This window comes from Pacificitalea manganoxidans (assembly GCF_002504165.1).
Classification (GTDB): Bacteria; Pseudomonadota; Alphaproteobacteria; order Rhodobacterales; family Rhodobacteraceae; genus Pacificitalea; species Pacificitalea manganoxidans.
Genome location: NZ_CP021404.1, coordinates 974,423 through 1,000,364, shown reverse-complemented (window position 1 = coordinate 1,000,364; position 25,942 = coordinate 974,423). Strand labels below are relative to the sequence as shown.

Here is a 25,942-nt window from a genome sequence, read left to right as displayed (position 1 = left end):
TCATCCAATGGATCGGGTGCTCAGAACGCGCCGATGGTAAAGCGGCGGGTGATGCCAAGCCGCAGGCCCCACTGCTCGTCGCTGCCCGCCTCGACAATCGGGCTGTCGGCGGCGTCATTCACGAACTTGTCGTAGGTCAGCGCGCTTTCGATGCCCCAATCCTGATTGAACTGATACCGCGCGCCCAGTTCGACACCGGCGGTGATCAGCCCGCCATCGGCGTCATAGGCGTCGAGCGTGCCAGCTTCGTCGTCATCGACGCTGAAATAGGTGTCGGCATAGCCGTCATCGCCCAGCAGGAAACGCGGACCAAAGGTAATCGACAGCTTTTCGGTCGGGCGCGCGATGATGTCACCGCCCAGTTCCGCGACCCAGCTTTCGTGACCGCCGATGCCGTAGCGGGCATCCGCGAACACCATGTAGTTCGCACCGCCATAAGACACGCCGCCGCCCAGTTCATAGGTGGCGTCCACATCGTCCAGCCCGTCCAACTCGTCATATTCCGAGGTGTCGATTTCGTCGACATAGCGGAACGACCCGCGGAACGACAGGCCGCGGCGGGTGGCCAGCGGATCGGGATCGCCAAATTCCAGCCCGCCCAGACGCAGCCCGTGGAAACGGAACCCCAAATCAGGTCCAACAGTGTATTCGTCCGAGCCGAAATATTCCGGCGCCGTGGCGACACCGCCGCGCAGCGAGAACACAAAGGCCGGTGCAGCGGCAGGCGCGGCGACGGGGGTGACGGGCGCGGGCTCGATCATCACGGGATCGACATTGCCAGCCAGCGCGGGCGTCGCGGCGATCGTCAGCACAAACGCCGCCGAGGAGAGCATGGTGGCAGTGGCCGACTGCGAAATACGGATGGTCATAAGGAGGCTCCTTGCGGCTGGCGTCCGGGGCGCGACGCGGGTGCATCACCGGGGATGAAGTGGATGCCCCACCTATCCCGCAACGGGCGCCCCCATCAATCAGCCCGGCAGCGATCCCGCGCCGGTGTTGTAAGAATGGATCGGTTGAAAGCCGCTCAGCCCGCTAAAGCCGGGCAATAGCTGCCCGGATGCGCGGAACCCCGCTTACCCCGCACAGGTTAAGCCTGCGACGGGCCCTGCCACGACATCCGGCGTCAGGGTCTGAAACCAGAACAGGAGCCTCCCATGTCCCGCGGACGTCACGCCGAAAAACCCCAGGAAATCCCCAAGCCGGGCTGGAAAGACATTGCCATGCGGGTCAAGGACGAGATCAGCAGCGACCATGTCGGTCTGATCGCGGCGGGCGTGGCGTTTTACGGGTTGATGGCGCTGTTTCCGGCGATCACGGCATTGATGGCGCTGGCCGGTCTGGCGCTGGAGCCGTCCGAAATCACCCGACAAATCGAATCTTTCGCCAGCGTCATGCCCGAACAGGCGGCGCAAATCGTCATCGATCAGGCCGTCGCCGTCGCGGGCTCGCAGGAGGGCGGTCTGGGGCTCGCCTTTGTGCTGGGTCTGGGGCTTGCGCTCTATTCCGCGTCGAAAGGTATGGGCAGCCTGATGGAGGGTCTCAACGTCGCCTTCGACGAAGAGGAAACCCGCGGCTTCATCAAACTCACGGCAGTGAAACTGGGGCTGACGCTGCTGCTCATCATCGGCCTGCTGGCGGGTCTGGGCGGGGCGCTGGCGCTGCCCATCGTGCTGGATCTTCTGCCCCTGCCCGGCTGGTTGGAGGCCGTGTTGGGGCTGGCGCGCTGGGTCGTGCTGGCGGTGCTGACGCTGGGCGGGCTGGCCGCGCTTTACCGTTGGGGTCCGTCGCGCGAGGACGCCCGCTGGCGCTGGCTGACCCCCGGCGCAATCGCGGCCTGCGTTCTGTGGCTGGTAGGGTCGATCGCGTTTTCGCTCTATGTCGGCAATTTCGGCAGCTACAACGAAACCTTCGGCAGCATGGCGGGCGTGATCGTCCTGCTGATGTGGCTGTGGCTGTCGGCCTATATCGTGCTGATGGGCGGGGAGCTGAATTCCGAAATCGAAGCCCAGACTAAGGTCGATACCACCACCGGCCCGGATGAACCGATGGGGCAACGCGGCGCGGAAAAGGCCGACAAACTGGGCGAAACGGCGGATTGAGCCGCCCGCCCTCCTCCAGCGGACAAAAAGAAGGCGCCCCGCGGGGCGCCTTTCAGTTTCGCTTTCGGGGCTCGTGATTAGATACCGCTCCATGTTTTTGCCTGCGGCCCCGACCGCGCGGGATGGCACCGCCATCCCTGAACCCGTGCCCGGCCTCATGGGACGCCGGGCACGAAACCTCAGCTACACCCGGACGTGCCGCCGCAGGTGTTGCACTTCATGCAGGTGCCGTTGCGCACCAGGGTGTAGTTGCCGCATTCGCCGCAGGGATCGCCCTCATAGCCCTGCATCCGGGCCTTGGTCCGCGCATCGAGGCTCAGCGCCGCCGCGCTGGTTGCCCCCACGACCGCCGCGCCGGTGGTCAGATCCTCGCCGCGCGGGGTGATCCCCGCCTGCAACGCCACCAGATCCTGCGGCACCCGTTTGCGCAGATACCCGGAGGACGAAATCTGTTTCAGCACCTCCAGCGATTTGCTGGCTGCCGTGCCATGCGGCTCGGCGGGGTTGCTGCGGCCCTCGTCCTCGCCCCGGCCCAGATCGTCAAAGCTCGCGCCTTCGGGCTTCACATGGGCCAGATCGGTGCGGTCCAGATAGCTCACCGCCAATTCACGGAAGATATAATCGAGGATCGAGGTCGCGTTCTTAATGCTGTCATTGCCCTGCACCATGCCCGCAGGCTCGAATTTGGTGAAGGTGAACGCATCGACGAATTCCTCCAGCGGCACGCCATATTGCAGCCCGACGGACACCGCGATGGCGAAATTGTTCATCATCGCGCGGAAGCCTGCGCCTTCCTTATGCATGTCGATGAATATCTCGCCCAGCGCGCCATCGGCATATTCGCCGGTGCGGAGATAGACCTTATGCCCGCCGACAATGGCCTTCTGGGTGTAGCCCTTGCGCCGCTCGGGCATCTTTTCGCGATGCGTGCGGACCAGTTCCTTGATGACGACCTTCTCGATGATCTTCTCGGCCAGCACGACAGCCTTTTCGGGGACGGAGCCGTGCTCCAGCACCTCTGTGGCCTCGTCGTCATCCTCGACCAACGCGGAGGCCAGCGGCTGGCTCAGCTTCGAGCCGTCGCGATAGAGCGCGTTCGCCTTCACCCCCAGCGACCAAGACAGCTCATACGCCGCCTGACAATCCGCGATGGTGGCATCGTTGGGCATGTTGATCGTCTTGGAAATCGCGCCGGATATGAAGCTTTGCGCCGCCGCCATCATGTGAATGTGGCTGTCGACGGACAGATACCGCGTGCCCCGCTTGCCGCAGGCATTGGCGCAGTCGAAGACCGGGTAATGCGCCGGGTCCAGATGCGGCGCGCCTTCCAGCGTCATCGTCCCGCAAACATGGTCGTTCGCCGCGTCGATCTGCGCGCGGGTGAAGCCCAGATGCTTCAGCATGTCAAAGGTCGGATCGGCCATCTTGTCAGCCGGAATGCCTAGCACATCGGTGCAGAACTCCGCGCCCAGCGTCCACTGGTTGAACACGAACCGGATGTCGAAGGCCGAAGGCAACGCGGCCTCGATCTTGTCGATCTCTGCCTGCCCAAACCCATGCCCGACCAGCGCCGTGTGATTGATGCCGGGCGCATTGCCCAGCGTGCCGTGCCCCACGGCATAGGCGATGATCTCCTCGACCTCCCCCGCGCGGTAGCCCAGCGTCGTCAGCGCACCGGGCACCGAACGGTTGATGATCTTGAAATACCCACCGCCCGCGAGCTTCTTGAACTTCACCAGCGCGAAATCCGGCTCGATCCCGGTCGTGTCGCAATCCATCACCAGCCCGATGGTGCCGGTGGGCGCGATCACGGTGGTCTGCGCGTTGCGGAACCCATGCGCCTCGCCCAGCCGCAGGGCGTCGTCCCACGCAGCCTTGGCCAGCGCCGACAGGTTTTCATCCGGGCAGTTGGCGTGATCGAGCGGCACCGGCGGCACGGCCAGCGCCTCATACCCCTCGGTCCGGCCATAGGCGGCGGTGCGGTGGTTGCGGATCACCCGCAGCATATGCGCCGCATTGCGCTCATAGCTGGCGAAAGCGCCCAACTCGCCCGCGATCTCGGCCGAGGTCGCATAGGCCGTGCCGGTCATCACCGCCGTCAACGCCCCACATAGCGCGCGGCCTTCGGCGGAATCGTAGCTGTAGCCCATGTTCATCAAGAGCCCGCCAATATTGGCATAGCCCAGTCCCAGCGTGCGGAAGTCATAGGACAGCTGCGCGATCTCCTTTGACGGGAACTGCGCCATCGTCACGCTGATTTCCAGCGTCAGGGTCCACAGCCGCGTCGCGTGGACATACTCCTCCGCTGCGAACTGCCCGTCCCGGTAGAAACTCAGTAGGTTCATCGAGGCAAGGTTACAGGCCGTGTCATCGAGGAACATGTATTCCGAACACGGGTTCGAGCCGCGGATCGCGCCATCTTCGGGGCAGGTGTGCCACGCGTTGACGGTATCGTGGAACTGGATACCCGGGTCGGCGCAGGCCCATGCGGCATGGCCGATTTGCTCCCACAATTCGCGCGCCGAAACGGTTTTCGCCACCGTGCCATCGGTGCGGCGGATCAACTCCCACGGGGCGTCATCGCGCACCGCCTGCAAAAACGCATCCGTCACCCGCACCGAATTGTTGGAATTCTGCCCAGAGACGGAGGCATAGGCTTCGCTGTCCCAATCGGTGTCATAGGTCGGGAACTCGATCGCGCTATAGCCCTGCCGCGCGTATTGCAGCACCCGGTTGACGTAGGTTTCGGGGATCGCCACGCGCTTTGCCGCGCGCACCGCGGTCTTCAGCGCGTCGTTCACCTTCGGGTCGGTGGCCTCCGCCATCGTGCCGTCGAATTCCGCGATAGCCGCGAAGATCTCGTTGAGCTTCTGCTCATGCATTTTGGAGCCCGCGACGATGGACGCGACCTTCTGCTCCTCGCGCACCTTCCAGTTCACGAAATCTTCGATATCGGGATGGTCGGCGTCGCAAATCACCATCTTGGCCGCGCGGCGCGTGGTGCCACCCGACTTGATCGCCCCCGCCGCCCGGTCACCGATCTTCAGGAACCCCATCAGCCCCGACGATTTGCCCCCGCCCGACAGCGGCTCCCCCTCGGCCCGCAGGGAGGAGAAGTTGGTGCCCGTGCCGGAGCCGTATTTGAACAGCCGCGCCTCGCGCACCCACAGATCCATGATGCCGCCCTCGGTCACCAGATCGTCGGACACGGACTGGATGAAACAGGCATGCGGCTGCGGATGCTCATAGGCGCTGGTTGAGCGGGTCAGCTTACCGGTTTTGTAATCGACATAGTAATGCCCCTGCCCCGGACCATCGATGCCATAGGCCCAATGCAGGCCGGTGTTGAACCATTGCGGGCTGTTCGGCGCGGCGCGCTGGGTGGCCAGCATATGGCGCATCTCATCGTAATAGGCGCGCGCGTCGGCCTCGGTAGTGAAATAGCCGCCCTTCCAGCCCCAATACGCCCATGTCCCCGCAAGCCGGTCGAAAACCTGCGTGGAGGACGTCTCCCCGCCCATGCGCTCCGCCTCCGGCAGATCCTTCAGCGCGGCCTCATCGGGAACCGAGCGCCACAGAAACTCCGGCACGCCCTTCTCGCGCACCTTCTTCAGCCGTGCGGCCACGCCCGCCTTGCGGAAATATTTCTGCGCGATGACGTCGGCGGCGACTTGGCTCCAGCTTTCGGGGATCTCGATATTGTCGAGCTTGAACACCACGGTGCCGTCCGGGTTGCGGATTTCCGAGCCGGTCCGGGTAAAGTCGATCCCGGCATAGGCATCCTGCCCGGCGGTGGTGAATTTGCGTTCGATCTTCATATCGTCCCCGCGCCCCTCGACGTCCCTGACGGGCGACTGCCCCGCCCTTGCTTGTTGATTGCCCTAGGTGTCCCGCGGCCCCCGCACGCGCGCCCTTCTTCGATCAAGGCGCACCGCCACCGCGCCAGACCCCCCGGAACAGGGCGTCGGCCGGCGCCTGTGGGCGTCCGAACTGATCTTGGCTGGCAATGTATCTCTGCGCCGAGGCCCACTAGATGTAGTGGAGGCCCCGTTGATGCACACAAACTGACGCAGTTTCCGCGCATCGGTCAACTTGATTTTCGTCTACGGAGCACCCGGATTTTGTTTGACGCGGGCCATTGCGGCGCTGTCGGGGCGCGGCTGCTCGATTCCTCCACAGCCTGTGAACGAAACCCCTCACATTTTGCCCCGCCCTGCCGGATCGGGGGGATTGCGAGCGAAAATTGCCGTGATCGCGGGGCTTAGCGGCTGACCTAGGGTCGCCCGCGCGGTCCGGCGCAGGGGCGCCCGATGCCGGTATTCGCGCGGCTGCCCACAGGCCCACAGCCCGCCGCGCCCATTTCCCCGGCAGCGCGGAAATTCCCCGCCCCCCCGCGCGATCCGCCGCCCGGTGTTGCCGAAATTTCACAACGTCGCGGAACCTTCCAGCGGCGTAGGCCCGTTGATCCGCTGCATATCGGCAGATTCAGCCCGCGATCCCGCCCTTGGCGATTCGCGCCCCTGCCCCCGCCGCCCGCTCAGGAGACCCAGATGAAAGACGCCAGCGATCACACTCACACCCCGCCCGCAGACCGCGCCCACGGCAAAACCGCCGTGCTTTACCGGATGGTGATGGACAAACACGTCTGTCCCTATGGCCTCAAAAGCAAGGATCTGCTGGAGCAGCAGGGCTACACGGTCGAGGATAACTGGCTCGAAACCCGCGAGGCGACCGATGCCTTCATGCAAAAACACGGGGTGGAAACGACCCCACAGACCTTTATCGACGGCACCCGCATCGGCGGCTACGACGACCTGCGGGCCCATTTCGACAAACCCCTGCCCGATGAGGATGAAACAACCTATCGCCCGGTGATCGCGATCTTTGCCTGCGCCGCGCTGATCGCCTTTGCCGTGACATGGCGGGTCGAAGGCGCCCTGCTCAGCCTGCGGGTATTCGAACTGTTCATCGCCTTCGGCATGACCTTGCTGGGGCTGCAAAAACTTCAGGATGTGGAAAGCTTCTCCTCCATGTTCCTGAATTACGACCTGCTGGGACAACGCTGGGTGCGCTACGCCTATATCTACCCCTTCGCCGAAACGGCGGCGGGCGTGCTGATGATTTCGGGCGCGTTGACGTGGCTGTCGGCGCCGGTGGCCCTGTTTATCGGGACGGTCGGGGCGATCTCGGTCTTCTACGCCGTCTACATCCAGAAACGGGAACTGAAATGCGCCTGCGTCGGCGGCGGCTCGTCGGTGCCGCTGGGCTTCATCTCGCTGACCGAAAACCTGATGATGGTGGTGATGGGGCTGTGGATGCCGATCCGCGTCTACCTCATCGGCTGACGTCTGGATCTGGCTGAATGGTCGGGGCGATAGGATTCGAACCTACGACCTACGGTACCCAAAACCGTCGCGCTACCAAGCTGCGCCACGCCCCGACTGGCGCGATCTCTACGCGCTGCGGACGAGGTTGAAAAGCGTCTTTCGACCGGGTGCCGTTCAGTTTTCGGGCAAGCTTTGGGTTTCGCCCTCGGGACAGGCCCATGCTGCCTCGGCGCCAAAGGCCGGGTGCCGCATTTCGGCCCCCGCCTCGATCCCCAGCGCGCCGGACAACCCACCATTGATCTCCAGCACCGCGACGATGTCGTCGCCGCCGGGGATCGGGGTCAGATCCTGCGGGATCGCGTTTTCATGGACCTTGCGCACCACGCCATCCGCGCTGACGAAAATCATGTCGAGCGGGATAAGCGTGTTCTTCATCCAGAACGCAGCCGTTTGCGGTGCGGGATAGAGAAATATCATCCCGGTGGAGCGGGCCATGCGGTCCACATGCATCAGCCCCTGCGCGCGTTCTCTCGGGTCGTCGGCGACCGCGACGCTGAACCGCGCCGTGCCAAAGTCACCGCGCAGATCGACCTGTTCGGGGCTACAGACCGGGGCGGCCATCACCGGCGCTGCCAGAAACAGCACCCACATCGCCACGAAGGCTCCGATCGTCACGCCCGCCTTGCCCATAGGTCACTCCCCCTTCAGCGCCATCTCCCAGGAACAGACCTGTGTGGCCATCTTGCCACGGCGCCCCTCGACCACACGCAGTCCCACGGCCTCGCCCGGTTGCAAATCTGCAAGACCGGAGCGGCGCACGACCTCGATATGGACAAAAATGTCTTCCGCCAGACCAAAGATATTGGCGAAACCGAATCCCTTGGCCTTATCGAACCACTTCACGCGGGCCGGTTCCAGAGGCAGCGCGTTGAGCACTTCGGGGTCAAGTGCCGCAACGTCCTCCATCGGGGGGGCATCGTGGGTTTCGGGCGGTTCGATCCGCACGACCTCGACCGCCTGAACACCGCGCGGCGTCTCCTGCACGATGATCTCGACGCCCGCGCCATCCGCGACAGAGCTTTGCCCAAAATTCCGTAGCACGTTGGCATGCAACAGAATGTCGGGTCCGCCCTCATCGGCGACGACGAAGCCAAAGCCCTTGGCCGGGTCGAACCATTTTACGCGTCCGCTGAGTGGTCGCGGACAGGATTCATCTTTCATCGACACGAATTCTTCTTTGTTCAGGGCGCACCGGACAGGTCCGGAACACCAGTTGGTCGGATCCCGCGCCGAAATATGACGACGTCATCCGTATGTGAGTGGCAGGTTGAATGAACCTTAAAAAACAGCAGAGTTCCAGAGGTTTGTCATTCACGAAGCGCGAATGTCAGGGATTGAGGCGCTCTACCGCCCAAGTTGACGCGGGCGACAGGCGGGTCCAGCGAAACCGGTCATGCAGACGGAACGCGCCGTCAGCCCAGAACTCGATCTCGAATGGGTCGATACGGAACCCGCCCCAGAATGGCGGGCGGGCGGGATTGGGTCCGTGGGTCACACCGGCCTCCGCGACCCGTGCCATCAGCGCACCGCGCGATGACAGCGGCTTGCTTTGATCGGACGCCCACGCGCCCAGCCGGCTTTTGAGCGAGCGCGACGCGTAATAGGCGTCGGCCTTCGCGCCATCCTCGCGCCGGGTCGTGCCCCGCACGCGGATCTGACGCCGCAGCGATTTCCAGTGCATGACGAACGCGCATTTCCCGGCGGCGTCGATCTCCTGCGCCTTTACCGATCCGTAATTGGTGTAAAACACGAACGCGTCGTCCGAGATTTCCTTCAGCAGCACCATGCGCGCATTGGGCGCGCCATCGGCATCCACCGTGGACAGGGCAATGGCGTTGGGATCGTTCGGCTCCGCCTGCTCGGCCTCCGCCAGCCACGCGCGCGCGATCGCAAAGGGATCGCTGCCTGCGAAAATGCCGCTACGCTCGGCATCCTGCCCGTCGCGCGTTGCGCTGTCGTCGGTCGTCATTCTGCTCACCTCGGTCTCCTGCCGCCGTCCGGGCCCCTGCGCTCATCGCCTCGGACCCGTTGAACCTAAATCACCTGCCCTCAAACCAAACTTCGTCCGCGGAACCAAGTATTCAAGTTTACGCATGACATCCTCTGCCGGATCATTCCTATCAGCTTAAAGTTTATACGCCGCGTTTTCAGGGCCCCGCGCCCGGCTCGGCACCCTATTGCCGACCGGCACCCCGGAGCCTCGGCCAAACCCCGCCCGCGCCGCGCGCCCTTGCATGACGGGCCTCGCTTGGCCTAAAGGTCGCTGACACAGGCGGTCAAAGGCAGGCGGGAAGACGCGATGACGCAACTCATGCAAGGCAAACGCGGGCTGATCATGGGCCTCGCCAACGATAAATCCATTGCGTGGGGCATCGCCCGCGCGCTGGCCGATGCCGGGGCCGAACTGGCGCTCACCTATCAAGGCGACCAATTCCGCAAGCGGGCCGAGCCACTGGCCGCGCAACTGGGCGTGACCGAACTGCACGAATGTGACGTCACGGACGAAGACAGCCTCGACGCCGCCTTCGCCGCGTTGGAAAAATCCTGGGGCAAGCTCGATTTCTACGTTCACGCCATCGGCTTTTCCGACAAGGGCGAGCTGCGCGGGCGCTATGTCGACACCTCCGCCGAGAATTTCCGCTCCACGATGGACGTGTCGGTCTATTCCTTCACCTCCTGCGTGCGCCGCGCCGAGAAGCTGATGACCGATGGCGGCTCCTGCGTGACGCTGACCTATTACGGCGCCGAGCGCGTGATGCCGCATTACAACGTGATGGGCGTGGCCAAGGCGGCGCTGGAGGCCTCCGTGCGCTACCTCGCCGAGGATCTGGGCAAGAACAACATCCGCGTTAACGCAATCTCCGCCGGACCGATCAAGACGCTGGCCGCCTCCGGCATCGGCGATTTCCGCTATATCCTGAAATGGAACGAGCTGAACTCCCCGCTGCGCCGCAACGTCACACAGGAAGATGTCGGCAAATCCGCGCTCTACCTGCTGTCCGATCTGGGCTCCGGCGTCACGGGCGAGACCCATCATGTCGACGCGGGCTATCATGTCGTGGGCATGAAGGCCGTCGACGCCCCGGATATCGACGCCGCCAAGAAATAAGCGCATCGGGAGTGAGCCGGCCATGACCCTCACCGCCTTTCTCGCCGTCTGGCTTTTGCACCTGATGGCCGCCGTCAGCCCCGGCCCCGCCGTGCTGATGGCCGCGCGCACCGGGCTGACGCAAGGGGCGCGCACTGGCGTCGCGCTGGCGCTGGGGCTGGGCATCGGCGCGGTGTTCTGGGCGGCGCTGGCGCTGTCGGGTCTGGCGATCGTGTTCGAACTGGCCCCCGGCCTGCTGCGCGTGCTGAAACTGGCCGGTGCCGCCTATCTGCTGTGGCTGGCATGGCATATGTGGCGCGACGCTCGCACCCCCTTTGATGCGACCTTGCCACCCGGCGCGGCGGTTCCGGGCTTTCGCGCCGCGCTCTGGCGCGGCCTGATGTGCCAGTTGTCGAACCCGAAACCCGCCGTGTTTTTCGGCGCGGTCTTTGCCGGGGCGATCCCGCCCGAAACCGGGCTGGGCGGACGTCTGCTGTTGCTGGCCGTGATCTTTGTGAACGAATCCGTGTGGAACAGCTTCGTGTCGCGGGTCTTCTCGCTCGACCGGATGCGCCGACGCTATGTCGGGATGAAAACCACGCTCGACCGTTTCTTTGGCGGATTTCTCGCGGTGCTGGGCGTAAAGCTCGCAACCGGCTGATCCGCTGCCCCCGACTTTGCTGCAAATGGCCCCCGCCCGGCCCGTGACGATGAGGACCAAACCGATGACCGACCGCCTGCCCCACGAAAAAGGGTTTCACATCAGCTGGGACCAGATCCACCGCGACAGCCGCGCGCTGGCATGGCGGCTGGACGGGCATGGCCCCGACGATGGCGGCTGGAAGGCCGTGGTCGCGATCACCCGCGGCGGCATGGCCCCCGCGATGATCGTCAGCCGCGAACTGGACATCCGCACGGTCGACACGATTTCGGTCAAGTCCTACGACCACCAGTCGCAGGCCGAAGCCAAGGTGCTGAAAAGCCCCGATGCCGAGTTGATGGGCGATGGCTCCGGCATCCTGATCGTCGATGACCTTGTCGACAGCGGCAAGACACTGGAACTGGTGCGTCTGCTCTACCCGAAAGCGCATTTCGCCACCGTCTACGCCAAGCCGAAAGGCCGCCCGATGGTCGACACCTTCATCACCGAGGTAAGCCAAGACACATGGATTTTCTTCCCGTGGGACATGGCGCTGCAATATGTCGAACCCTATCGGGGCCGCGACTGAGCACGGGGTATCGCACCCGCTCTCGGACAAAGCCCCAAGAGCGCGCACTTGCCCGTCCCTGTGGGCTGGCTACCGTTGCACTCGGAACGCGTGCGCCCCGTCTGCCTTTGAACTCAGCGCACCCGCTCTCGGACAAGGCCAAAGGCCGCGAGAGCGAGCGCCTGCCCGTCCTGGCGGGCTGGCGCTTGGCCATCTTGCGCTGACCTCCGGGCGGAGAGGTTCGTGTCACCATAAAGCACACCCGCCCAACCGGTGTAGCGCCATCCCACGGGCAGGCTACCGTTGCGCTCGGACGCCTGCGCCTCGCCGCCTCAGAACTCAGCGCCCCCGCCCGCGAGCAAGGCGAAGCCGCGCGGGCGAGCGCCTGCCCGCCCCCCGGGCTGGCGCTTTGCCATCTCACGCTGACCTCTGAGCGGGGAGGGACTTGGCCACCATAAAGCACACCCGCTCACCCGGAGTAGCGCCATCCCACGGGCAGGCTCACGTCAGGCCCAGACGACGGCAACTCACAACTCCAGAACTCAGCGCACCCGCAGGCGAACAAGCGAAGCGCGCGGACGAGCGCCTGCCCGTCCCCACGGGCAGGCTATCGTTGCGCTTCGATGGAAACGCTGGCGGCGCCTTCTGCTACGTCTTGAGCCCCAATCACGCGGCGCGCCTGCCATCCGACGACGGCGCGCGGGTGGACCCTCAGACCCTCCGCCCCCCTGTCGCCACCCTTCCCAGACACCGGGCTGCGGAGGGCCATTCGGCCTCTCGCTGCCCGATCCGCCCGCAGACTGGCGCGTCAGGGCCGCACCTGCACAGCTTTTTGTCCCGCCTGCCCGGGCGGCGGCTTGCTGACCTGCGGGGCTTGGCTTAGTCAGGACGCGCCATGCAGGGAGCGGTTCATGCGTATTCTCATCACCAATGACGACGGCATCAACGCGCCCGGACTTGAGGTGCTGCATGCCATCGCCACCGAGTTGGCCGGACCGCAGGGCGAGGTCTGGACCGTCGCGCCCGCGTTCGAGCAGTCGGGCGTTGCGCATTGCATCTCCTACACCCATCCCACGATGATCGCCGAACTGGGGCCGCGCCGCTACGCCGCCGAAGGCTCACCCGCCGATTGCGTGATGGCGGGCCTGCATGATGTGCTGCTCGACGCCGCGCCTGATCTGGTGCTTTCGGGCGTGAACCGGGGCAACAACTCCGCCGAGAACGCGGCCTATTCCGGCACGATCGGCGGCGCGATGGAGGCCGCGTTACAGGGCATCCCCGCCATTGCCCTGTCGCAATATTACGGCCCCGGCAATGTTACGCTCGACAACCCGTTCGAGGCGGCCGCCGGGCATGGCGTCGCGGTGATCCGGCGCATTCTGGATCACGGCAATTGGGCCGAGGGCGCGTATCGGCTGTTCTACAACGTCAACTTCCCGGCCCTGCCCGCGTCCGAGGTCAAAGGCACCCGCGCCGTGGCGCAAGGCCTGCGCGAAGGCGTGCGCTTCGGGGTGGAGCCGCATATGTCGCCGTCGGGGCGGCGTTTCATCTGGGTGCGCGGCGGCGGGCAGGATCGGCCTTCGGGGGCGGATACCGACGCGACCGTGAACCTCGACGGGTATATATCGGTGACGCCGATGTGCGCGGATCTGACCGCGCATGGCGCGCTCGCCGGGCTGAAGGCCGCGATGGCATGAGCTTCGACGCGGAGCAGAAGATGCGCGTTCTCTATGCGCTGCGCTCCCGCGGGGTGACCGACCGACGCGTGCTGGAGGCGATGGAGACGATCGACCGTCAACGCTTCCTTCAGGGTCTGTTCGCCGAGCGCGCCTACGAGGACACGCCGCTGCCCATTCCCTGCGGTCAGACCATTTCCCAGCCCTCGGTCGTGGGGCTGATGACACAGGCGTTGCAGGTCGGGCCGCGCGATAAGGTTCTGGAGATCGGCACCGGCTCCGGCTATCAGGCCGCGATCCTGTCGCGGCTGGCGCGACGGGTCTATACCGTCGACCGTTTCCGCCGCCTGACCCGCACTGCCGAGCAGGTGTTCGAGCATCTGGGCCTGTCGAATATCGTGACCTTTACCGGCGACGGCTCCCACGGGTTGCCCGATCACGCGCCGTTTGATCGCATCCTCGTGACGGCGGCAGCCGAAGACCCGCCCGGTCCGCTCTTGGCCCAATTGCGTGAGGGGGGTATCATGGTGGTGCCCGTCGGACAGTCGGACACCGTGCAGACGCTGATCAAGGTGACCCGCACCGCCGCCGGGCTGGATTACGAAGAATTGCGCCCGGTCCGCTTCGTGCCGCTGCTCGAAGGTCTGGGCGACGATTGACGACTGCGTCCGGGTCTGATCAGACCGGGCAGAGCAGACCCGTGAGAGGGGCCGCAGGCCCCCGGACAGTGACCCCGGACGCCCCGCAAGAGGGTGCCGCAGATGAGGAACCGAGCATGCATCCGAGCGACCGCCACCCTGCCCTGTCGACTTTCGCCCCTGCGGCGTCCCGCCCTGCGACCGGGACCGCCCCGCGCGCGGCCACCAGCGCGGCAGCAGACAGCCGGGCAGCGGCCGGCCGGGCGCCGCGCCGGGCCCCGCGCCGTGCAATGTCGCGGGTGTTGCTGAGCGGGGTCTGTGTGCTGGCGCTTGCGGCCTGTGACCCGTTTGCCACCGACATGCGCGCCGGGTTCAACACATCGCCCTCCGTCGAAGGGTTCGAGGCCGCACCGCGCCCGCAGCCCGACGCGCGCGGCATCATCGCCTATCCGACCTATCAGGTGGCCGTGGCACGCGGCGGCGACACGCCGGGCAGCATCGCCTCTCGCATCGGATTGCCCGCCGAAGATCTGGCGCGCTTTAACGGCATGCCTGCGGACGCCGTGCTGAACGCCGGTGCGATCCTTGCCCTGCCCCGCCGTGTGGCCGAACCTGCGGCGGGCACCGGGACCGCTTCGGGCAATGTGGATATCGCGACGCTGGCGGGCAGCGCCATCGACCGCGCCGCCCCCCGCCAGACCACCGGCACCGGCACCGGCGCGATCACCCCCGCCGCCGGAAGCCCGACCCAGACGATCAGCAGCCAGCCGCTGGCCCCCGCGGCCTCCAGCGCCGCGCCTGCCGTGGGCCCGGAGCCCATCCGGCACAAGGTCGCCCGGGGCGAGACCGCCTATTCCGTGGCGCGGCTTTATGGTGTGAACGTGCGCGATCTGGCGGAATGGAACGGTCTCGACAGCAGCATGAACCTGCGCGAAGGCCAGTTCCTGCTGATCCCCGTGTCGGCCACCAGCGCGACGAGCGCGCGCACCGCGTCGCTGGCCACCACCGCGCCGGGCACCGGATCGCCTACACCGACCCCGCCGAGCGCCGCGCAGGCCCTGCCTGCCGAAACCCCGCAGCCTGCGGCGCAGAAGCCATCGAACACGCCTGCCTCCCCCGATCTGGGCAAGCTTGCCAGTGCCAGCTCCTCGGCCCGGTTCACCGCGCCGGTCAATGGCTCGATCATCCGTGACTTTCAAAAGGGCAAGCGCGAGGGCATCGACATCGCCGTCGCCGCGGGCACCCCGGTCAAGGCCGCCGAGGCCGGCACCATCGCCGCAATCACCCAAGACACCGATCAGGTGCCGATCATCGTGATGCGCCATGACGGCGGGTTGCTGACGGTCTATGCCAATGTGGACGGGGTGAAAGTGTCCAAGGGCGACAGCGTCAGCCGCGGCCAGACCATCGCCGTGGTCGGCCAGAACAACCCCAGCTTCCTGCATTTCGAAGTCCGCCGCGGCATGGAAGCCGTGGACCCGGCGACGTATATCAACTGATCCCCGCGGCGCGCCGAGGCTTGTTGTCCGCGAGGCTGTTTCAAGGCTGATTTAGTGCGTCGCCCGTGGGGCGTGACGCTCGGAGGTGAGTCGTTTTTCCCCTTGCACCTAGGGCATGGGCACTGACCCATTGTTTCGCACGCGAAACAATTTACGGCTCGGTAAGGGTTTCCAAGGCGGATTTCGGCAAGGACTGGCTCAGACAGCCGGGCGCAGCCGCGCCGTTAGGGGAATTTATACGGATCGTCAGGGGGTGGGCACGCCGTCGCCCGCGCAACGCGAGCCTGCCCGGGGGGTGGCGCTGCTGCGGGTGAACGGGTACGCTTTATGGTAACGTATTCCTCCCCGCTCCGAGGTCAGCGTGAGGTGGCAAAGTGCCAACCCGGCGGGACGGGCAGGCGCTCGCCCGTGCGGCTTCGCCTTGCTCGCGGGCGGGTGCGCTTCGTTCTGGGGTTGTGAGTTGCCGTCGTCTGGGCCTGACGTGAGCCTGCCCGTGGGATGGCGCTACTCCGGGGGAGCGGGTGCGCTTTATGGTGGCCACGTCCCTCCCCGCTCAGAGGTCAGTGTGAGATGGCAAAGCGCCAGCCCGGGGGGCGGGCAGGCGCTCGCCCGCGCGGCTTCGCCTTGCTCGCGGGCGGGGGTGCTTAAGCTCCGGCGGTGTCCTTCGGTTGAGCATTGAGAGCGACGTGAGCCTGCCCATGGGGGGGGGCGCAGCAGCGATTGAACACCGCGCTTTATCCCAGCCAAACACCTCCCCGATCCGAGGTCAGCGAGGGGTGGCAAAGCGCCAGCCCGTGGGAACGGGCAGGCGTTCGCTCTCGCGGCCTTTGGCCTTGTCCGAGAGCGGGCGGGGGGCTTCGTTCGGTGGTGTTATTGTGGCGGATGACGGGCGCAGGGCGAGCCTGCCGGAGGTCGGTGCTGCTCTGCCCAAGCAGGTGTCGTGCCTGTGACCCGGTGCCCCCGCCCCGCGCTCTGGCGCGCGGGGGGCGCAAACGAAAAGGACCGCGCGGGGGGCGCGGTCCTTTTGCGTAACAATCGTGGCGCGGGCCGGTCAGGCGGCGGCGCGGCTGACCAGAACGTCGTCGATCTGCTTCTGAGCGCTGGTCTCGTCCTCGCCCGATACGGCGGCGATTTCGCGGGTCAGACGCTCCAGCGCGGCTTCGTAAAGCTGACGCTCGGAATAAGACTGCTCGCGCTGGTCATCGGCGCGGTGCAGGTCGCGGACCACCTCGGCGATCGCGATCAGGTCGCCCGAATTGATCTTCTGTTCGTATTCCTGAGCGCGGCGGGACCACATGGCCCGCTTGACCTTGGCCTTGCCCTTCAGGGTGGTCATCGCCTTCGACACCACATCGGGCGAGGACAGCGAGCGCATGCCCACTTCGGTCGCCTTATGGGTCGGAACGCGCAGGGTCATCTTGTCCTTTTCGAAGGAAATCACGAAGAGCTCCAGCTTGATGCCGGCGATCTCCTGCTCTTCGATGGACATGATTTTACCGACGCCATGAGCCGGATAGACCACATGATCGTTCGGACGGAATTCGGATTTTTTGGTCTTAGTCATACAAGCCTTCCTCGAAAGGAACCTTTGACCGAAGCCGACAAAGCCACGACCGGACATCCATGATCTCCGGTAGCGGGGGTGACGGGTCGCGTAAAAGGCACCCCCAAACGGCAGCTGCGGGGGGCGGTATCAGGTTCCCAGGTCCATCGTGCAGACCTATATAGCAAAAAAATGCGGGGTTTGGTAGGGCTGACACGCGCAGACGCCGCCCACCCCCTTAAAACAAGGGGGTATCGCGACGTAACATTCGCGTTTGCAGCATCCCGGAATGCCGCGCGCGCCGCAGGCGATGCCTGCGAAACGAATCAGCCGCCTTCGCCAGCGGTCTCCGAGAACAGTTCCATCTTGCCCGGCTTGCCGTCCATCTCTTCGGCTTCGGGCAGCGGGTCTTTCTTGGTCACGATGACGGGCCATTCCTCGGACCATTTACGATTGAATTCCACCCACTCTTCCATGGCCGGTTCGGTATCGGGGCGGATCGCATCGGCCGGGCATTCCGGTTCGCAGACGCCACAATCGATACATTCATCGGGATGGATGACCAGCATGTTCTCCCCCTCGTAGAAACAATCCACGGGGCATACCTCGACACAGTCGGTGTATTTGCAGGCGATGCAGTTGTCGGTGACGACATAGGTCATGGGCAGTTACCTTCGTATCCGGTCCGGGACTTGCTAGCCGGGTGCGCGGGATCATTCAAGATCGCGGCCACGCATAAGATCGAGATTGCGGCGCGCGCGCTTGTCGGGGCGTCCTTTCCCGTCATAGGCGGGATTGTCGGGAGGTCTTTCGCGAGAGCGCGGCTGCGGCGGATCGAGATCCTCATAAAGCGCCTGAGCCTCGGGGGCGGGGCCGCGACGCTCGCCGGGGGCGAGGATGCGGATCACGCGAATATCATCGCCCTGGGCAAAGGTCAGCGTGTCGCCGGGGCCGACGGTGCGGGCGGGTTTCGACACTGGCGTGCCGTTCACCCGCACCTTTCCGCCCGAAACGATCCGCGCGGCCAGCGTGCGGGTTTTGAAAAACCGCGCATGCCACAGCCACTTATCTATGCGGATCGTCCCGGCGGCGCTCACCGCTTACTTCTTGTCCTTCAGCCCCATGAGGGCAGCCGCGAAGGGGTTGTCGGGGTCGATGGCTTTCTCTTTGCGCGGGGGGCGCGCCTCGAAGCTGCGGCCACCGCCGGAATTGGCCTCGCGCGGCACACGCTTGCCGCCCTTGGGTTTGCCACCGGCTTTGCCCTTGCCGCCGCCTTTCGGACCACGACCCTGACCTTCGCCGCCCGCACCGCCGCCGCGCCGGGCATTGCCACGGGCGTTGTTGCGGTTGCCGCGCCAAGTGAAGGTATAGAACACCTCCTGCTCCGGCCCGGCCAGATCGGCGTCGGGCGCGGTGCCGATCGGGGTTTCTTCGTCCGAGACCTTATCGACCGGCACTTCGTCCTGCGGCTGTGCCGGTTCTTCGGAGATCGGCGCTTCACCCGCATCGGGGATTTCGGCGACCTCTTCGGGAACATCGGCGGGGGCCGGTGCTTCGGGTTGCTCGGTCACCGCGCCGGGCTCGATCTGCTGGGCGACATCAAAGACCGGCGTATCGGCATTCTCATCGCCCGGCTGGATCGGCGGCACCACGTCTTCGTGGGCCACGCCTTCGTCGGTGGGGATGGTCTGATCGACGGCCTTGACCTTGGTCCGCTCGCCCTTCTCGGCGCGGTAGCCCAGACCCTGCATCAGGTCGGCGAACTGCTCCAGCGTCATGCCGGTGATCGACAGCATGTCGGCCTTGGCCTCGAAGCCGCCACGGCTGTCTTCGGGACGCAGCTGATCGGCGAGACGCTCCAGCATGTCGATGCGGATCGCCCGCTGACCGGCAGCCCGGTAGCCTGCCATCGTGGCATAGCCATCCGGCGCGTCCTGCGGCGACGGAATGGTGACCAGACCCGGCGGCGGGCTTTCGGGGAATTCGTCGAGCCCGCGATCCAGCGACCACAGCACCAGACGCAGACGGGTCGGTGCGGGTTTCAGCAGCAGCGGCATGAAGATGGTGAACTGGCCGAAACGGATGCCATGCTTGCGCAATGCGCCGCGGGCCTCCTGATCCAGTGCCTTCACATCCTGCGCAACGGCATCGCGGGGCAGCACGCCCAGCGCCTCGACCATCTGGAAGGCAAAGCCCCGCGCCAGCCCGGTCAGGGCTTCGTCCCGGCTCATCGCCAGAAGCGGCTCGAACAGGGTCGCGATCTTGCGGTCGATGAAATGTTGCAGACGACGGGTGACTTTCTCGGTCACGTCGCTGCCGGCTTCTTCGTCGACGAAAGCCTCGACCCGCGGTTTCAGAGGCTCGGCCCCTTTCACCAGCTTGCCCACCGCATGTTCGCCCCACATCAGGCCGCCCTGCTCGGTGTAATCGATTTCGGTATCCGGGGCGTTATAGAAGCGGTCCGCGCGCAGGTGGAACTCCGGCTTCAGCGCCTGAAGGCTGGCCTGTCGCAGCGTCTTGGCTTCGTCAGGGGTGTTGCTTTTGTCCTGCCGGAAGCGGAACCCTTCGAGACGGCCGACGAATTCGCCTTCGACCATCACTTCACCCTTGTCGTTCACATCGGCCACCAGGCCCTCCTTCTGTTTCAGCCGGCGCAACAGCACCGAGGTGCGCCGGTCCACGAACCTGCGCGTCAACGCCGTGTGCAGCGCATCCGACAGGCGATCTTCTACCGCGCGGGTCGCGCCGCGCCAATGTCTTTCGTCATCGACCCAGCCCTTGCGTTGAGCGACATAAGTCCAAGTGCGGATATATGCCAATCGTTTCGACAACGCGTCAATTTCCCCATCGGTTCGATCGATGCGTTTGATTTGTCGCGCCATCCAGTCATCCGGCACCCGCCCGACATCCCGCAGGAAGCCGAAAATCCGCTCCAACAGCCCCGCATGTTCTGATGCGGAGATGCCGCGAAAGTCCGGTATCCGGCAGACATCCCACAACAAACGCACATCGCGCGCGTTGCGGATCTGGCCTGACAGGGTGACATCGGCGGCAAGTGTTTTCAACGCGGCGAGGTCATCGGATTCCCGCGTCCGCATCAGCCATTCGTCCTGCGTGTTGGCCTCGAGCGAGCCGATGAGCCGGTCGGCGGACCCGAAATCGAGACCGGAATTGCGCCATTGCAGTTTGCGTATCGGGGTGAAGCGGTGTTCGGTGATGGCTTCCACCACCTCCTCATCGAGCGGGGGGGCCTCCCCGGTCACGCCGAAACTGCCATCGGTCATGTAGCGCCCGGCCCGGCCCGCGATCTGCGCCAGCTCATTGGGGGCAAGGTTGCGCATCCGGCGACCGTCGAATTTCGTCAGGCTGGAGAAGGCCACGTGTTTCACGTCGAGGTTCAGCCCCATCCCGATGGCATCGGTCGCCACGAGATATTCGACATCGCCGTTTTGATAGAGTTCGACCTGCGCGTTGCGGGTGCGGGGCGAGAGTGCGCCCATCACGACCGCGCAGCCGCCCTTCTGACGGCGGATCAGTTCGGCGATGGCATAGACGTTATCAACCGAAAACCCGACGATTGCGCTGCGACCGGGCATGCGGCTTATCTTTTTCGAACCTGAATAGACCAGTTGGCTGAACCGCTCGCGGCGCATGAATTGGGCGCGCGGCTCCATCGCCGCGATGGCGGAGCGCATGGTGTCGGCGCCCATGAACAGAGTTTCATGCAGGCCGCGCGCGTGCAGCAGCCGGTCGGTAAAAACATGGCCGCGCTCAGGATCGGCGCAAAGCTGGATCTCATCGACGGCCAGAAAATCCGCGCCGATATCGGTGGGCATCGCTTCGACCGTGCAGACCCAATAGGCCGCGCGGTCGGGCACGATCCGTTCCTCACCCGTGACCAGCGCCACGACGGACGGGCCACGGATCGCGACGATGCGATCATAGACCTCGCGCGCCAGCAGCCGCAGCGGCAGGCCGATCACGCCTGTGCGGTGGGCCAGCATCCGTTCGATGGCGTAGTGGGTTTTGCCGGTATTCGTCGGTCCGAGAACCGCGGTGATCGTGCCGTTTGGGGGCATATAAGTCCGTCCTGTCCGGCGCGCAGGCAATCTGCGGCGCGCGCCGGTGGGTGGGCAGCCGGAACGCGGGTCAGAGCGTCTGGCCGTCCACCTGTTGCGTCAGTCGCGCGATCGCCGTTGAGACATTTTCGCGGTGGGGGTGGATCTGCTGCACCGCGCGATAGGCGGCCAGCGCATCGGCCGGGCGGTCGAGCTCCTCCAGAATGATGCCAAGCCCTGACAACGCGCCGAAATGCCGGGGATTGAGCGCGATGGCCGCGCGGATGTCCTGTAGCGCCGGACCGTAGAGCCCGCGCTGAAAATAGGCGGTGGCCCGCGCATTGTAGCCTTCGGCAAAGCCGGGCGCGTGATCGATCAGCGCGGTCAGGTGATCGATGGCCAGCACCCAGTCTTCGCGCGCCATCGCATCGCGGCCTCGGCGCAGCAGCAGGTCCATCGCGGCGGAGCCGGATTTGGACCATTCCATCCAGATTTCCTCCTCCACCAGTTCCCAGCCGGGCAGGTCCGGCTTTGCCAGTTCGGCAAAAAGCCGGTCCAGCGCGCTGTCGGCCATGACATCCGCACCCGGCGCCGCGGGGCGGGCCAGCTGCGCCTCAGGCGCGGTGATCAGCGGCGGCGGTTCCGACGATTCGCCCTCCGGCGCGGTCTGGGCGTGGACCGGGCCGTAAAACAGGGCTGACATCAGAAATGCCGCAACGGTAGAGTTGGAAAAGAAGCGTGGTAAAACCATAACGAAATTGAGTGTAGCGCAGACACGGTCGAGCACAATACAGAGCCGTGTCACAACTTGGAGGACCCCCCATGAGCGCAGTCATCGATCAGGCCGTCACCGCCCTGAATGCGAAACTGGACGGCGGCTTTGCCGGCAATGCGAAGTTCGTGATCGAGGATGAAGGCAGCATCCTGCTGGACCAGTCGGGCGCGCGCGCCGGGGATGGCGATGCAGAGGTCACCCTGACCGCCGATGTCGAGACGTTCCAGGGGATGCTTTCGGGCGATGTGAACCCCACCGCCGCCTTCATGACCGGCAAGCTGAAGGTCGATGGCGACATGGGTCAGGCGATGCAGCTTGGCGCGGCGCTGAGCTAAGCTGCGGGGCATGCGGGCCGGGAGCGCACAGAACCTACGACGCGACCCGCCGGGCACCAAGCCGGGCACGGGCGGGGGGCTGCATGGCTCCGCCCCCGTGGCCGACGCGGGTGTGCTGACCGGCCCTGCCCCCTACCACGCCGATGTCGCGCGCGGGCCTGCGGATGTGCAATCCCACTGGCTGCGCTGCGCCGATGGCATCCGCCTGCGGCTGGCGGTCTGGAACGCCGGGCTGCCAGAGGCAAAAGGCACCGTGCTGCTGTTTGCCGGGCGCACCGAATATGTCGAGAAATACGGACTGACCGCGCAATCGCTGGCGGAGCGGGGCTACCGCATGGCCAGCGTGGACTGGCGCGGACAGGGCCTGTCGGACCGTGCCCTGCCCGATCACCTGACCGGTCACGTCACCGATTTCCGCGAATTTCAGACCGATGTCGCGGCGCTGCGCGCGGCGCTCTCCACGCTCGATGTGGCGGGGCCGTTTTTCCTGCTGGGGCATTCAATGGGCGGCTGCATCGGGCTGCGCGCCCTGCATGAGGGGCTGCCGGTGGCGGCGGCTGCGTTTTCGGGGCCGATGTGGGGTATTCGCATCGCCCCGCAGCTGCGCCCCGCCGCGTGGGCGCTTTCGGGGATGTCGCGCTATCTGGGCCTGTCGCACCGCTATGCGCCCGGCACCAAGCCCGCCAGCTACATCACCGCCGCCCCGTTCGAGGGCAATGTGCTGACCAGCGACCCGGAGATGTATGAATACATGCGCCTGCAATTGGCGGCGCATCCCGAACTGGCGCTGGGCGGGCCGAGCCTGAGCTGGCTTTATGCCGCGCTGCGCGAAATCAACGCGCTGCACCGGATGCCATCGCCGCCCGTGCCCGCGCTGACCCATGTGGGCACCGAAGAAACGATCGTCGATGTGCCGACCATCCGCGACCGGATGCGCCGCTGGTCCGACGGCACGCTGACGCTGGCCCAAGGCGGGCAGCACGAAATCCCGATGGAAGTGCCCGCGCTGCGCGATGCCTTTTTCGACGATTGCGACCGGCTGTTCAGCGCCGCGCGGTGATCAGGCCGCGCCCGCGCTACTGCGGGACCTCTTCGGTGGTGTCGAACCGGAAATAGCCGACCGTGGCCGCCGCGCGCTCGCCCTTGCTTGAGATTTCGCCCTGCACGATGGGCATCAGCGATTCCGAGGTCGTCCCCGCAGGCACGGCCACGCTATCGAGCGGCGCGTCGGTGGCCACGGCGAGGATCATCTGCGGCACCAGTTCATCCCCCGCCGTTAGCGCATTGGGGCGCAGGCCCAGCGCGAAGGTGGCGGTGCCATCCTCCTGCGGTTTCAGGCGCGAGGACAGATCATAGGTGCCGCCCTGCGCATCGACCAGCATCAGCCAGATGGGGCGTCCGTTGATCTGTTCGACCCGGCCCCGGATCGCCTCGCCCGAGCGGAGCACATCCTTATCGAGCGTCAGGCGCGGGGCGGTGGCATCGCTGCCTGCGACGGATTTCAAGAAGTTCACGACCGCGCATTGGCTGTCCTTGATCAGCCGCACGCCGATCTCAGGTTCGGTGCCGTGAGCTTCGCGGAAATCGGTCAGAAGCTGCCAGAACGGATCGACCGAGGTGGCAAAGCCTTCGATTTCGAAGCTGGTCGGCGTGACGCCGAGGATCGAGGTGTAGACGCAGCTTGGCAATTCGTAGTTGCGCAGCCATTCGATGCGCGCACCCACGGCATCAAGGTCGTTGAGCGCGGTTTCGGACGCGTCCGGCCCGGCGGGAAGCTCTTCGCCCTCTGTCGGGTCGGCGGTGGTGTCGGGCGGCGCGATGCTGGCGGTCTGATCGGGATCGGCGTCCGGGGCTGGATCGGTATCCGGCTGCGGGTCTGGGTCTGGCTGATCGGGCGCGGGCGGTGCCGGGGGTTCCGGCTCCGGCAGAGCGGCGATGCTGTCGCCCGAGCCGATGCTTTCGCCGACACCGGGATTGGCCGGAGGCTCCGCATCCGTTGCCGTGTCCTGCCCGGCCCCGGTGCCATCGACCGGTGGGGTTTCGACCGTGCTGCGGTTCAGCACCGGGTCGAGCAGCCCGGCGAAATAGGCCCCGGCCCCGCCCCCGGCGAGCAGCAGCAGAAGCGCGACCATGATCACCGTGGACTTGCCATTGCCGTTGGACGGACCGGCGGGCTGAGACGTAACACCGGGCAGGCCCGTCGCGGGCGCTGTGCCTGAGGCGGGCGCGGCTGGCACCGCACCGAACGGGCTGTCGCTATCGCCCGCCCCCGGCGCAAACCCCGCAGGCGGGACCGAGCCGGGCGGCAGCGATTGCGGCGGCAGCGAATAGGGCGGCGCCGAATGCGGGAAATCCTGCGGTCCGGCTGTCTGCGCAGGCATCGCCGCGCCCATCCCGGCCCCGGCCCCGCCGGTGGCCGCAGCCGCCCCGCCCACGGCCTGTAACAGCGCGGGATTGTCGAGATATTCCAGCACCTGCGTCATGCTGGCGGGCCGGTCATCGGGGTTTGGCTCCAGCATCTTTGCCAGCAGCGGGGCAAGCTCATCTGGCACGCCGCTCAGATCGGGCACCTGCATCCGGCGTTCCACCGCCTCGGCAGGATTGTCGCCCATATCGAGCTGTTCGCCCCGGCACGCGGCGACGATCACCAGCGCGGCAGAATAGATGTCCGAACGGGCCGTGACATGCCCGTTATAGCGGCCAAGCTGTTCGGGAGAGACGTAATTGTATTTCCCCGCAAACTGCCCGCCGAGCAGCGTGCCGCCGCCGAAATTGGCCGATTTGGCGATGCCGAAATCGATGATCTTGGCGTGGCTGATGAGCCCGTCCTGAATGATCATATTGTCGGGCGACAGGTCGCGATGCACGACCCCCAGATCATGCGCCTTTTGCAGGCCAGACGCCATGCGGCTGATCAGGATCTTTACATCGCCCAGCGGCATTGCGCCCTGATCCTGAATATATTCGGCGACCGAGCGGCCTTCGACGAATTCCATGACCAGACAGGCACGCTGAATGCCCGGATCGACGGTAAACAACTGATAGCGAACGATGGCGTCGTGATGCAGGCGGCCCAGAACCGTCGCTTCTTTCTGAAAGAGCGACAGGATTTTTTCGTCATGGGCGAGCGCGGCCAGCACGATCTTGATCGCGACCGGCTCCTGCGTGTGGATGTTCACGCCGCGATAGACCTCGCCCATGCCGCCGGTGGCGATGTGCTGGGTGATTTCGAACGTGCCCATGATCTTGGTGCCGATATCGACGCCGGAGGGCGCGGCGGTGCTGATCACGGTCTTTTCGCCAGCGCGGCGGGCCTGCTCGGCCTGTTCCGCTTCGGCGGCCATCTTTTCGGCAGCGCGGGCGCGGGTGCGTTCGTCATCGGGATCGGGTGTCAGGGCGGGCGTATCTGCGGGCGTGCCGGGGGGCGTATGTGCGGGCGTGTCGGCAGGCGGCACCGTGGCGCGGCGCGGCTGCGGGGCGTCTGCCCCCCCTGCGCCCGGCGCAGCGCCGTCTTTACCGGCACCACGACCGGCACCAGCGCCGCCGATGTCCCAGCTTGCGCCCGGCGTCGCACCATTAGAGCCGCCCGCCGCGCCTCCGGAGCCGTTTTCGGGTCTGTCGTCGTCGCCTGCCATG

The 25,942-nt window shown here is 65.7% G+C and carries 21 protein-coding genes and 1 tRNA gene; 10 read left to right on the top strand and 12 right to left on the bottom strand.

Annotated elements, in window-relative coordinates; translation table 11 throughout:
* Window positions 1-20: 20 nt before the first annotated feature.
* On the bottom strand, window positions 21-869 hold the full coding sequence (locus CBW24_RS04570; RefSeq protein ID WP_232530111.1) for a MipA/OmpV family protein: 849 nt from the start codon (window positions 867-869) through the stop codon (window positions 21-23).
* Between the two features lie 285 nt (window positions 870-1,154).
* On the opposite strand from CBW24_RS04570, the gene CBW24_RS04565 reads away from it, so the two are divergent.
* Complete coding sequence (locus CBW24_RS04565) at window positions 1,155-2,099, top strand: YihY/virulence factor BrkB family protein (RefSeq protein ID WP_097372814.1); 945 nt, start codon at window positions 1,155-1,157, stop codon at window positions 2,097-2,099.
* 179 nt (window positions 2,100-2,278) lie between these two features.
* Here CBW24_RS04565 and CBW24_RS04560 read toward each other — a convergent pair whose 3' ends face one another.
* Window positions 2,279-5,917: a vitamin B12-dependent ribonucleotide reductase gene (locus CBW24_RS04560; RefSeq protein WP_097372813.1), complete on the bottom strand. Its 3,639-nt coding sequence runs from the start codon at window positions 5,915-5,917 to the stop codon at window positions 2,279-2,281.
* A gap of 807 nt (window positions 5,918-6,724) precedes the next feature.
* Between CBW24_RS04560 and CBW24_RS04555 the strand changes: the two genes are divergently transcribed.
* Window positions 6,725-7,444, top strand: coding sequence for a MauE/DoxX family redox-associated membrane protein (locus CBW24_RS04555; RefSeq protein WP_097374121.1), 720 nt, complete (start codon window positions 6,725-6,727; stop codon window positions 7,442-7,444).
* Window positions 7,445-7,462: 18 nt separating this feature from the next.
* Here CBW24_RS04555 and CBW24_RS04550 read toward each other — a convergent pair.
* The 4 genes from CBW24_RS04550 to pdxH form a co-directional block, all read right to left on the bottom strand.
* A tRNA-Pro gene (locus tag CBW24_RS04550) sits at window positions 7,463-7,539 on the bottom strand.
* A 61-nt stretch (window positions 7,540-7,600) separates the two neighbouring features.
* Window positions 7,601-8,116, bottom strand: a complete 516-nt coding sequence (locus CBW24_RS04545) for a DUF192 domain-containing protein (RefSeq protein ID WP_097372812.1) — start codon at window positions 8,114-8,116, stop codon at window positions 7,601-7,603.
* A gap of 3 nt (window positions 8,117-8,119) precedes the next feature.
* On the bottom strand, window positions 8,120-8,647 hold the full coding sequence (locus CBW24_RS04540; protein WP_088663221.1) for a cold-shock protein: 528 nt from the start codon (window positions 8,645-8,647) through the stop codon (window positions 8,120-8,122).
* A gap of 166 nt (window positions 8,648-8,813) precedes the next feature.
* Complete coding sequence (gene pdxH / locus CBW24_RS04535; RefSeq protein WP_088663222.1) at window positions 8,814-9,455, bottom strand: pyridoxamine 5'-phosphate oxidase; 642 nt, start codon at window positions 9,453-9,455, stop codon at window positions 8,814-8,816.
* 330 nt (window positions 9,456-9,785) lie between these two features.
* Between pdxH and fabI the strand changes: the two genes are divergently transcribed.
* The 6 genes from fabI (at window position 9,786) to CBW24_RS04505 (ending at window position 15,595) form a co-directional block, all read left to right on the top strand.
* Entirely contained in the window at window positions 9,786-10,595 is an 810-nt protein-coding gene (fabI, locus tag CBW24_RS04530) for an enoyl-ACP reductase FabI (RefSeq protein ID WP_097372811.1), read from the top strand.
* 22 nt (window positions 10,596-10,617) lie between these two features.
* Window positions 10,618-11,235: a LysE family translocator gene (locus CBW24_RS04525; RefSeq protein ID WP_097372810.1), complete on the top strand. Its 618-nt coding sequence runs from the start codon at window positions 10,618-10,620 to the stop codon at window positions 11,233-11,235.
* A gap of 64 nt (window positions 11,236-11,299) precedes the next feature.
* Window positions 11,300-11,803, top strand: coding sequence for a xanthine phosphoribosyltransferase (gene gpt, locus CBW24_RS04520; RefSeq protein ID WP_088663225.1), 504 nt, complete (start codon window positions 11,300-11,302; stop codon window positions 11,801-11,803).
* 890 nt (window positions 11,804-12,693) lie between these two features.
* Complete coding sequence (gene surE / locus CBW24_RS04515) at window positions 12,694-13,479, top strand: 5'/3'-nucleotidase SurE (protein WP_097372809.1); 786 nt, start codon at window positions 12,694-12,696, stop codon at window positions 13,477-13,479.
* Window positions 13,476-14,117, top strand: coding sequence for a protein-L-isoaspartate(D-aspartate) O-methyltransferase (locus CBW24_RS04510; protein WP_088663227.1), 642 nt, complete (start codon window positions 13,476-13,478; stop codon window positions 14,115-14,117). Before surE ends, CBW24_RS04510 begins: the two co-directional genes overlap by 4 nt.
* A gap of 116 nt (window positions 14,118-14,233) precedes the next feature.
* Window positions 14,234-15,595: a peptidoglycan DD-metalloendopeptidase family protein gene (locus tag CBW24_RS04505; RefSeq protein WP_309764561.1), complete on the top strand. Its 1,362-nt coding sequence runs from the start codon at window positions 14,234-14,236 to the stop codon at window positions 15,593-15,595.
* A 1,051-nt stretch (window positions 15,596-16,646) separates the two neighbouring features.
* Here the strand turns inward: CBW24_RS04505 and CBW24_RS04500 are convergent.
* The 5 genes from CBW24_RS04500 to CBW24_RS04480 form a co-directional block, all read right to left on the bottom strand.
* Window positions 16,647-17,159 carry a CarD family transcriptional regulator gene (locus CBW24_RS04500; RefSeq protein WP_088663228.1) on the bottom strand — a complete coding sequence of 171 codons (513 nt, stop codon included), beginning with the start codon at window positions 17,157-17,159 and terminating at the stop codon, window positions 16,647-16,649.
* A gap of 305 nt (window positions 17,160-17,464) precedes the next feature.
* Window positions 17,465-17,800: a ferredoxin FdxA gene (gene fdxA / locus CBW24_RS04495; protein WP_088663229.1), complete on the bottom strand. Its 336-nt coding sequence runs from the start codon at window positions 17,798-17,800 to the stop codon at window positions 17,465-17,467.
* Between the two features lie 51 nt (window positions 17,801-17,851).
* Window positions 17,852-18,235 (bottom strand): Hsp15 family ribosome-associated heat shock protein, encoded by a 384-nt coding sequence (locus CBW24_RS04490; protein ID WP_097372808.1) that lies wholly within the window; start codon window positions 18,233-18,235, stop codon window positions 17,852-17,854.
* Between the two features lie 3 nt (window positions 18,236-18,238).
* The gene (locus CBW24_RS04485; protein ID WP_097372807.1) at window positions 18,239-21,217 is read right to left on the bottom strand and encodes a helicase-related protein; all 2,979 of its coding nucleotides are present in this window, start codon (window positions 21,215-21,217) and stop codon (window positions 18,239-18,241) included.
* A 70-nt stretch (window positions 21,218-21,287) separates the two neighbouring features.
* On the bottom strand, window positions 21,288-21,899 hold the full coding sequence (locus CBW24_RS04480) for a tetratricopeptide repeat protein (RefSeq protein ID WP_232530109.1): 612 nt from the start codon (window positions 21,897-21,899) through the stop codon (window positions 21,288-21,290).
* 119 nt (window positions 21,900-22,018) lie between these two features.
* On the opposite strand from CBW24_RS04480, the gene CBW24_RS04475 reads away from it, so the two are divergent.
* Window positions 22,019-22,306 (top strand): SCP2 sterol-binding domain-containing protein, encoded by a 288-nt coding sequence (locus CBW24_RS04475; RefSeq protein WP_088663232.1) that lies wholly within the window; start codon window positions 22,019-22,021, stop codon window positions 22,304-22,306.
* Window positions 22,307-22,316: 10 nt separating this feature from the next.
* Window positions 22,317-23,366 (top strand): alpha/beta fold hydrolase, encoded by a 1,050-nt coding sequence (locus tag CBW24_RS04470; RefSeq protein ID WP_232530107.1) that lies wholly within the window; start codon window positions 22,317-22,319, stop codon window positions 23,364-23,366.
* A 16-nt stretch (window positions 23,367-23,382) separates the two neighbouring features.
* Here the strand turns inward: CBW24_RS04470 and CBW24_RS04465 are convergent, their stop codons facing one another.
* A complete protein-coding gene (locus tag CBW24_RS04465) occupies window positions 23,383-25,941 on the bottom strand; it encodes a serine/threonine-protein kinase (protein ID WP_097372806.1) in 2,559 nt (852 codons plus the stop codon).
* Window position 25,942: the final 1 nt, after the last annotated feature.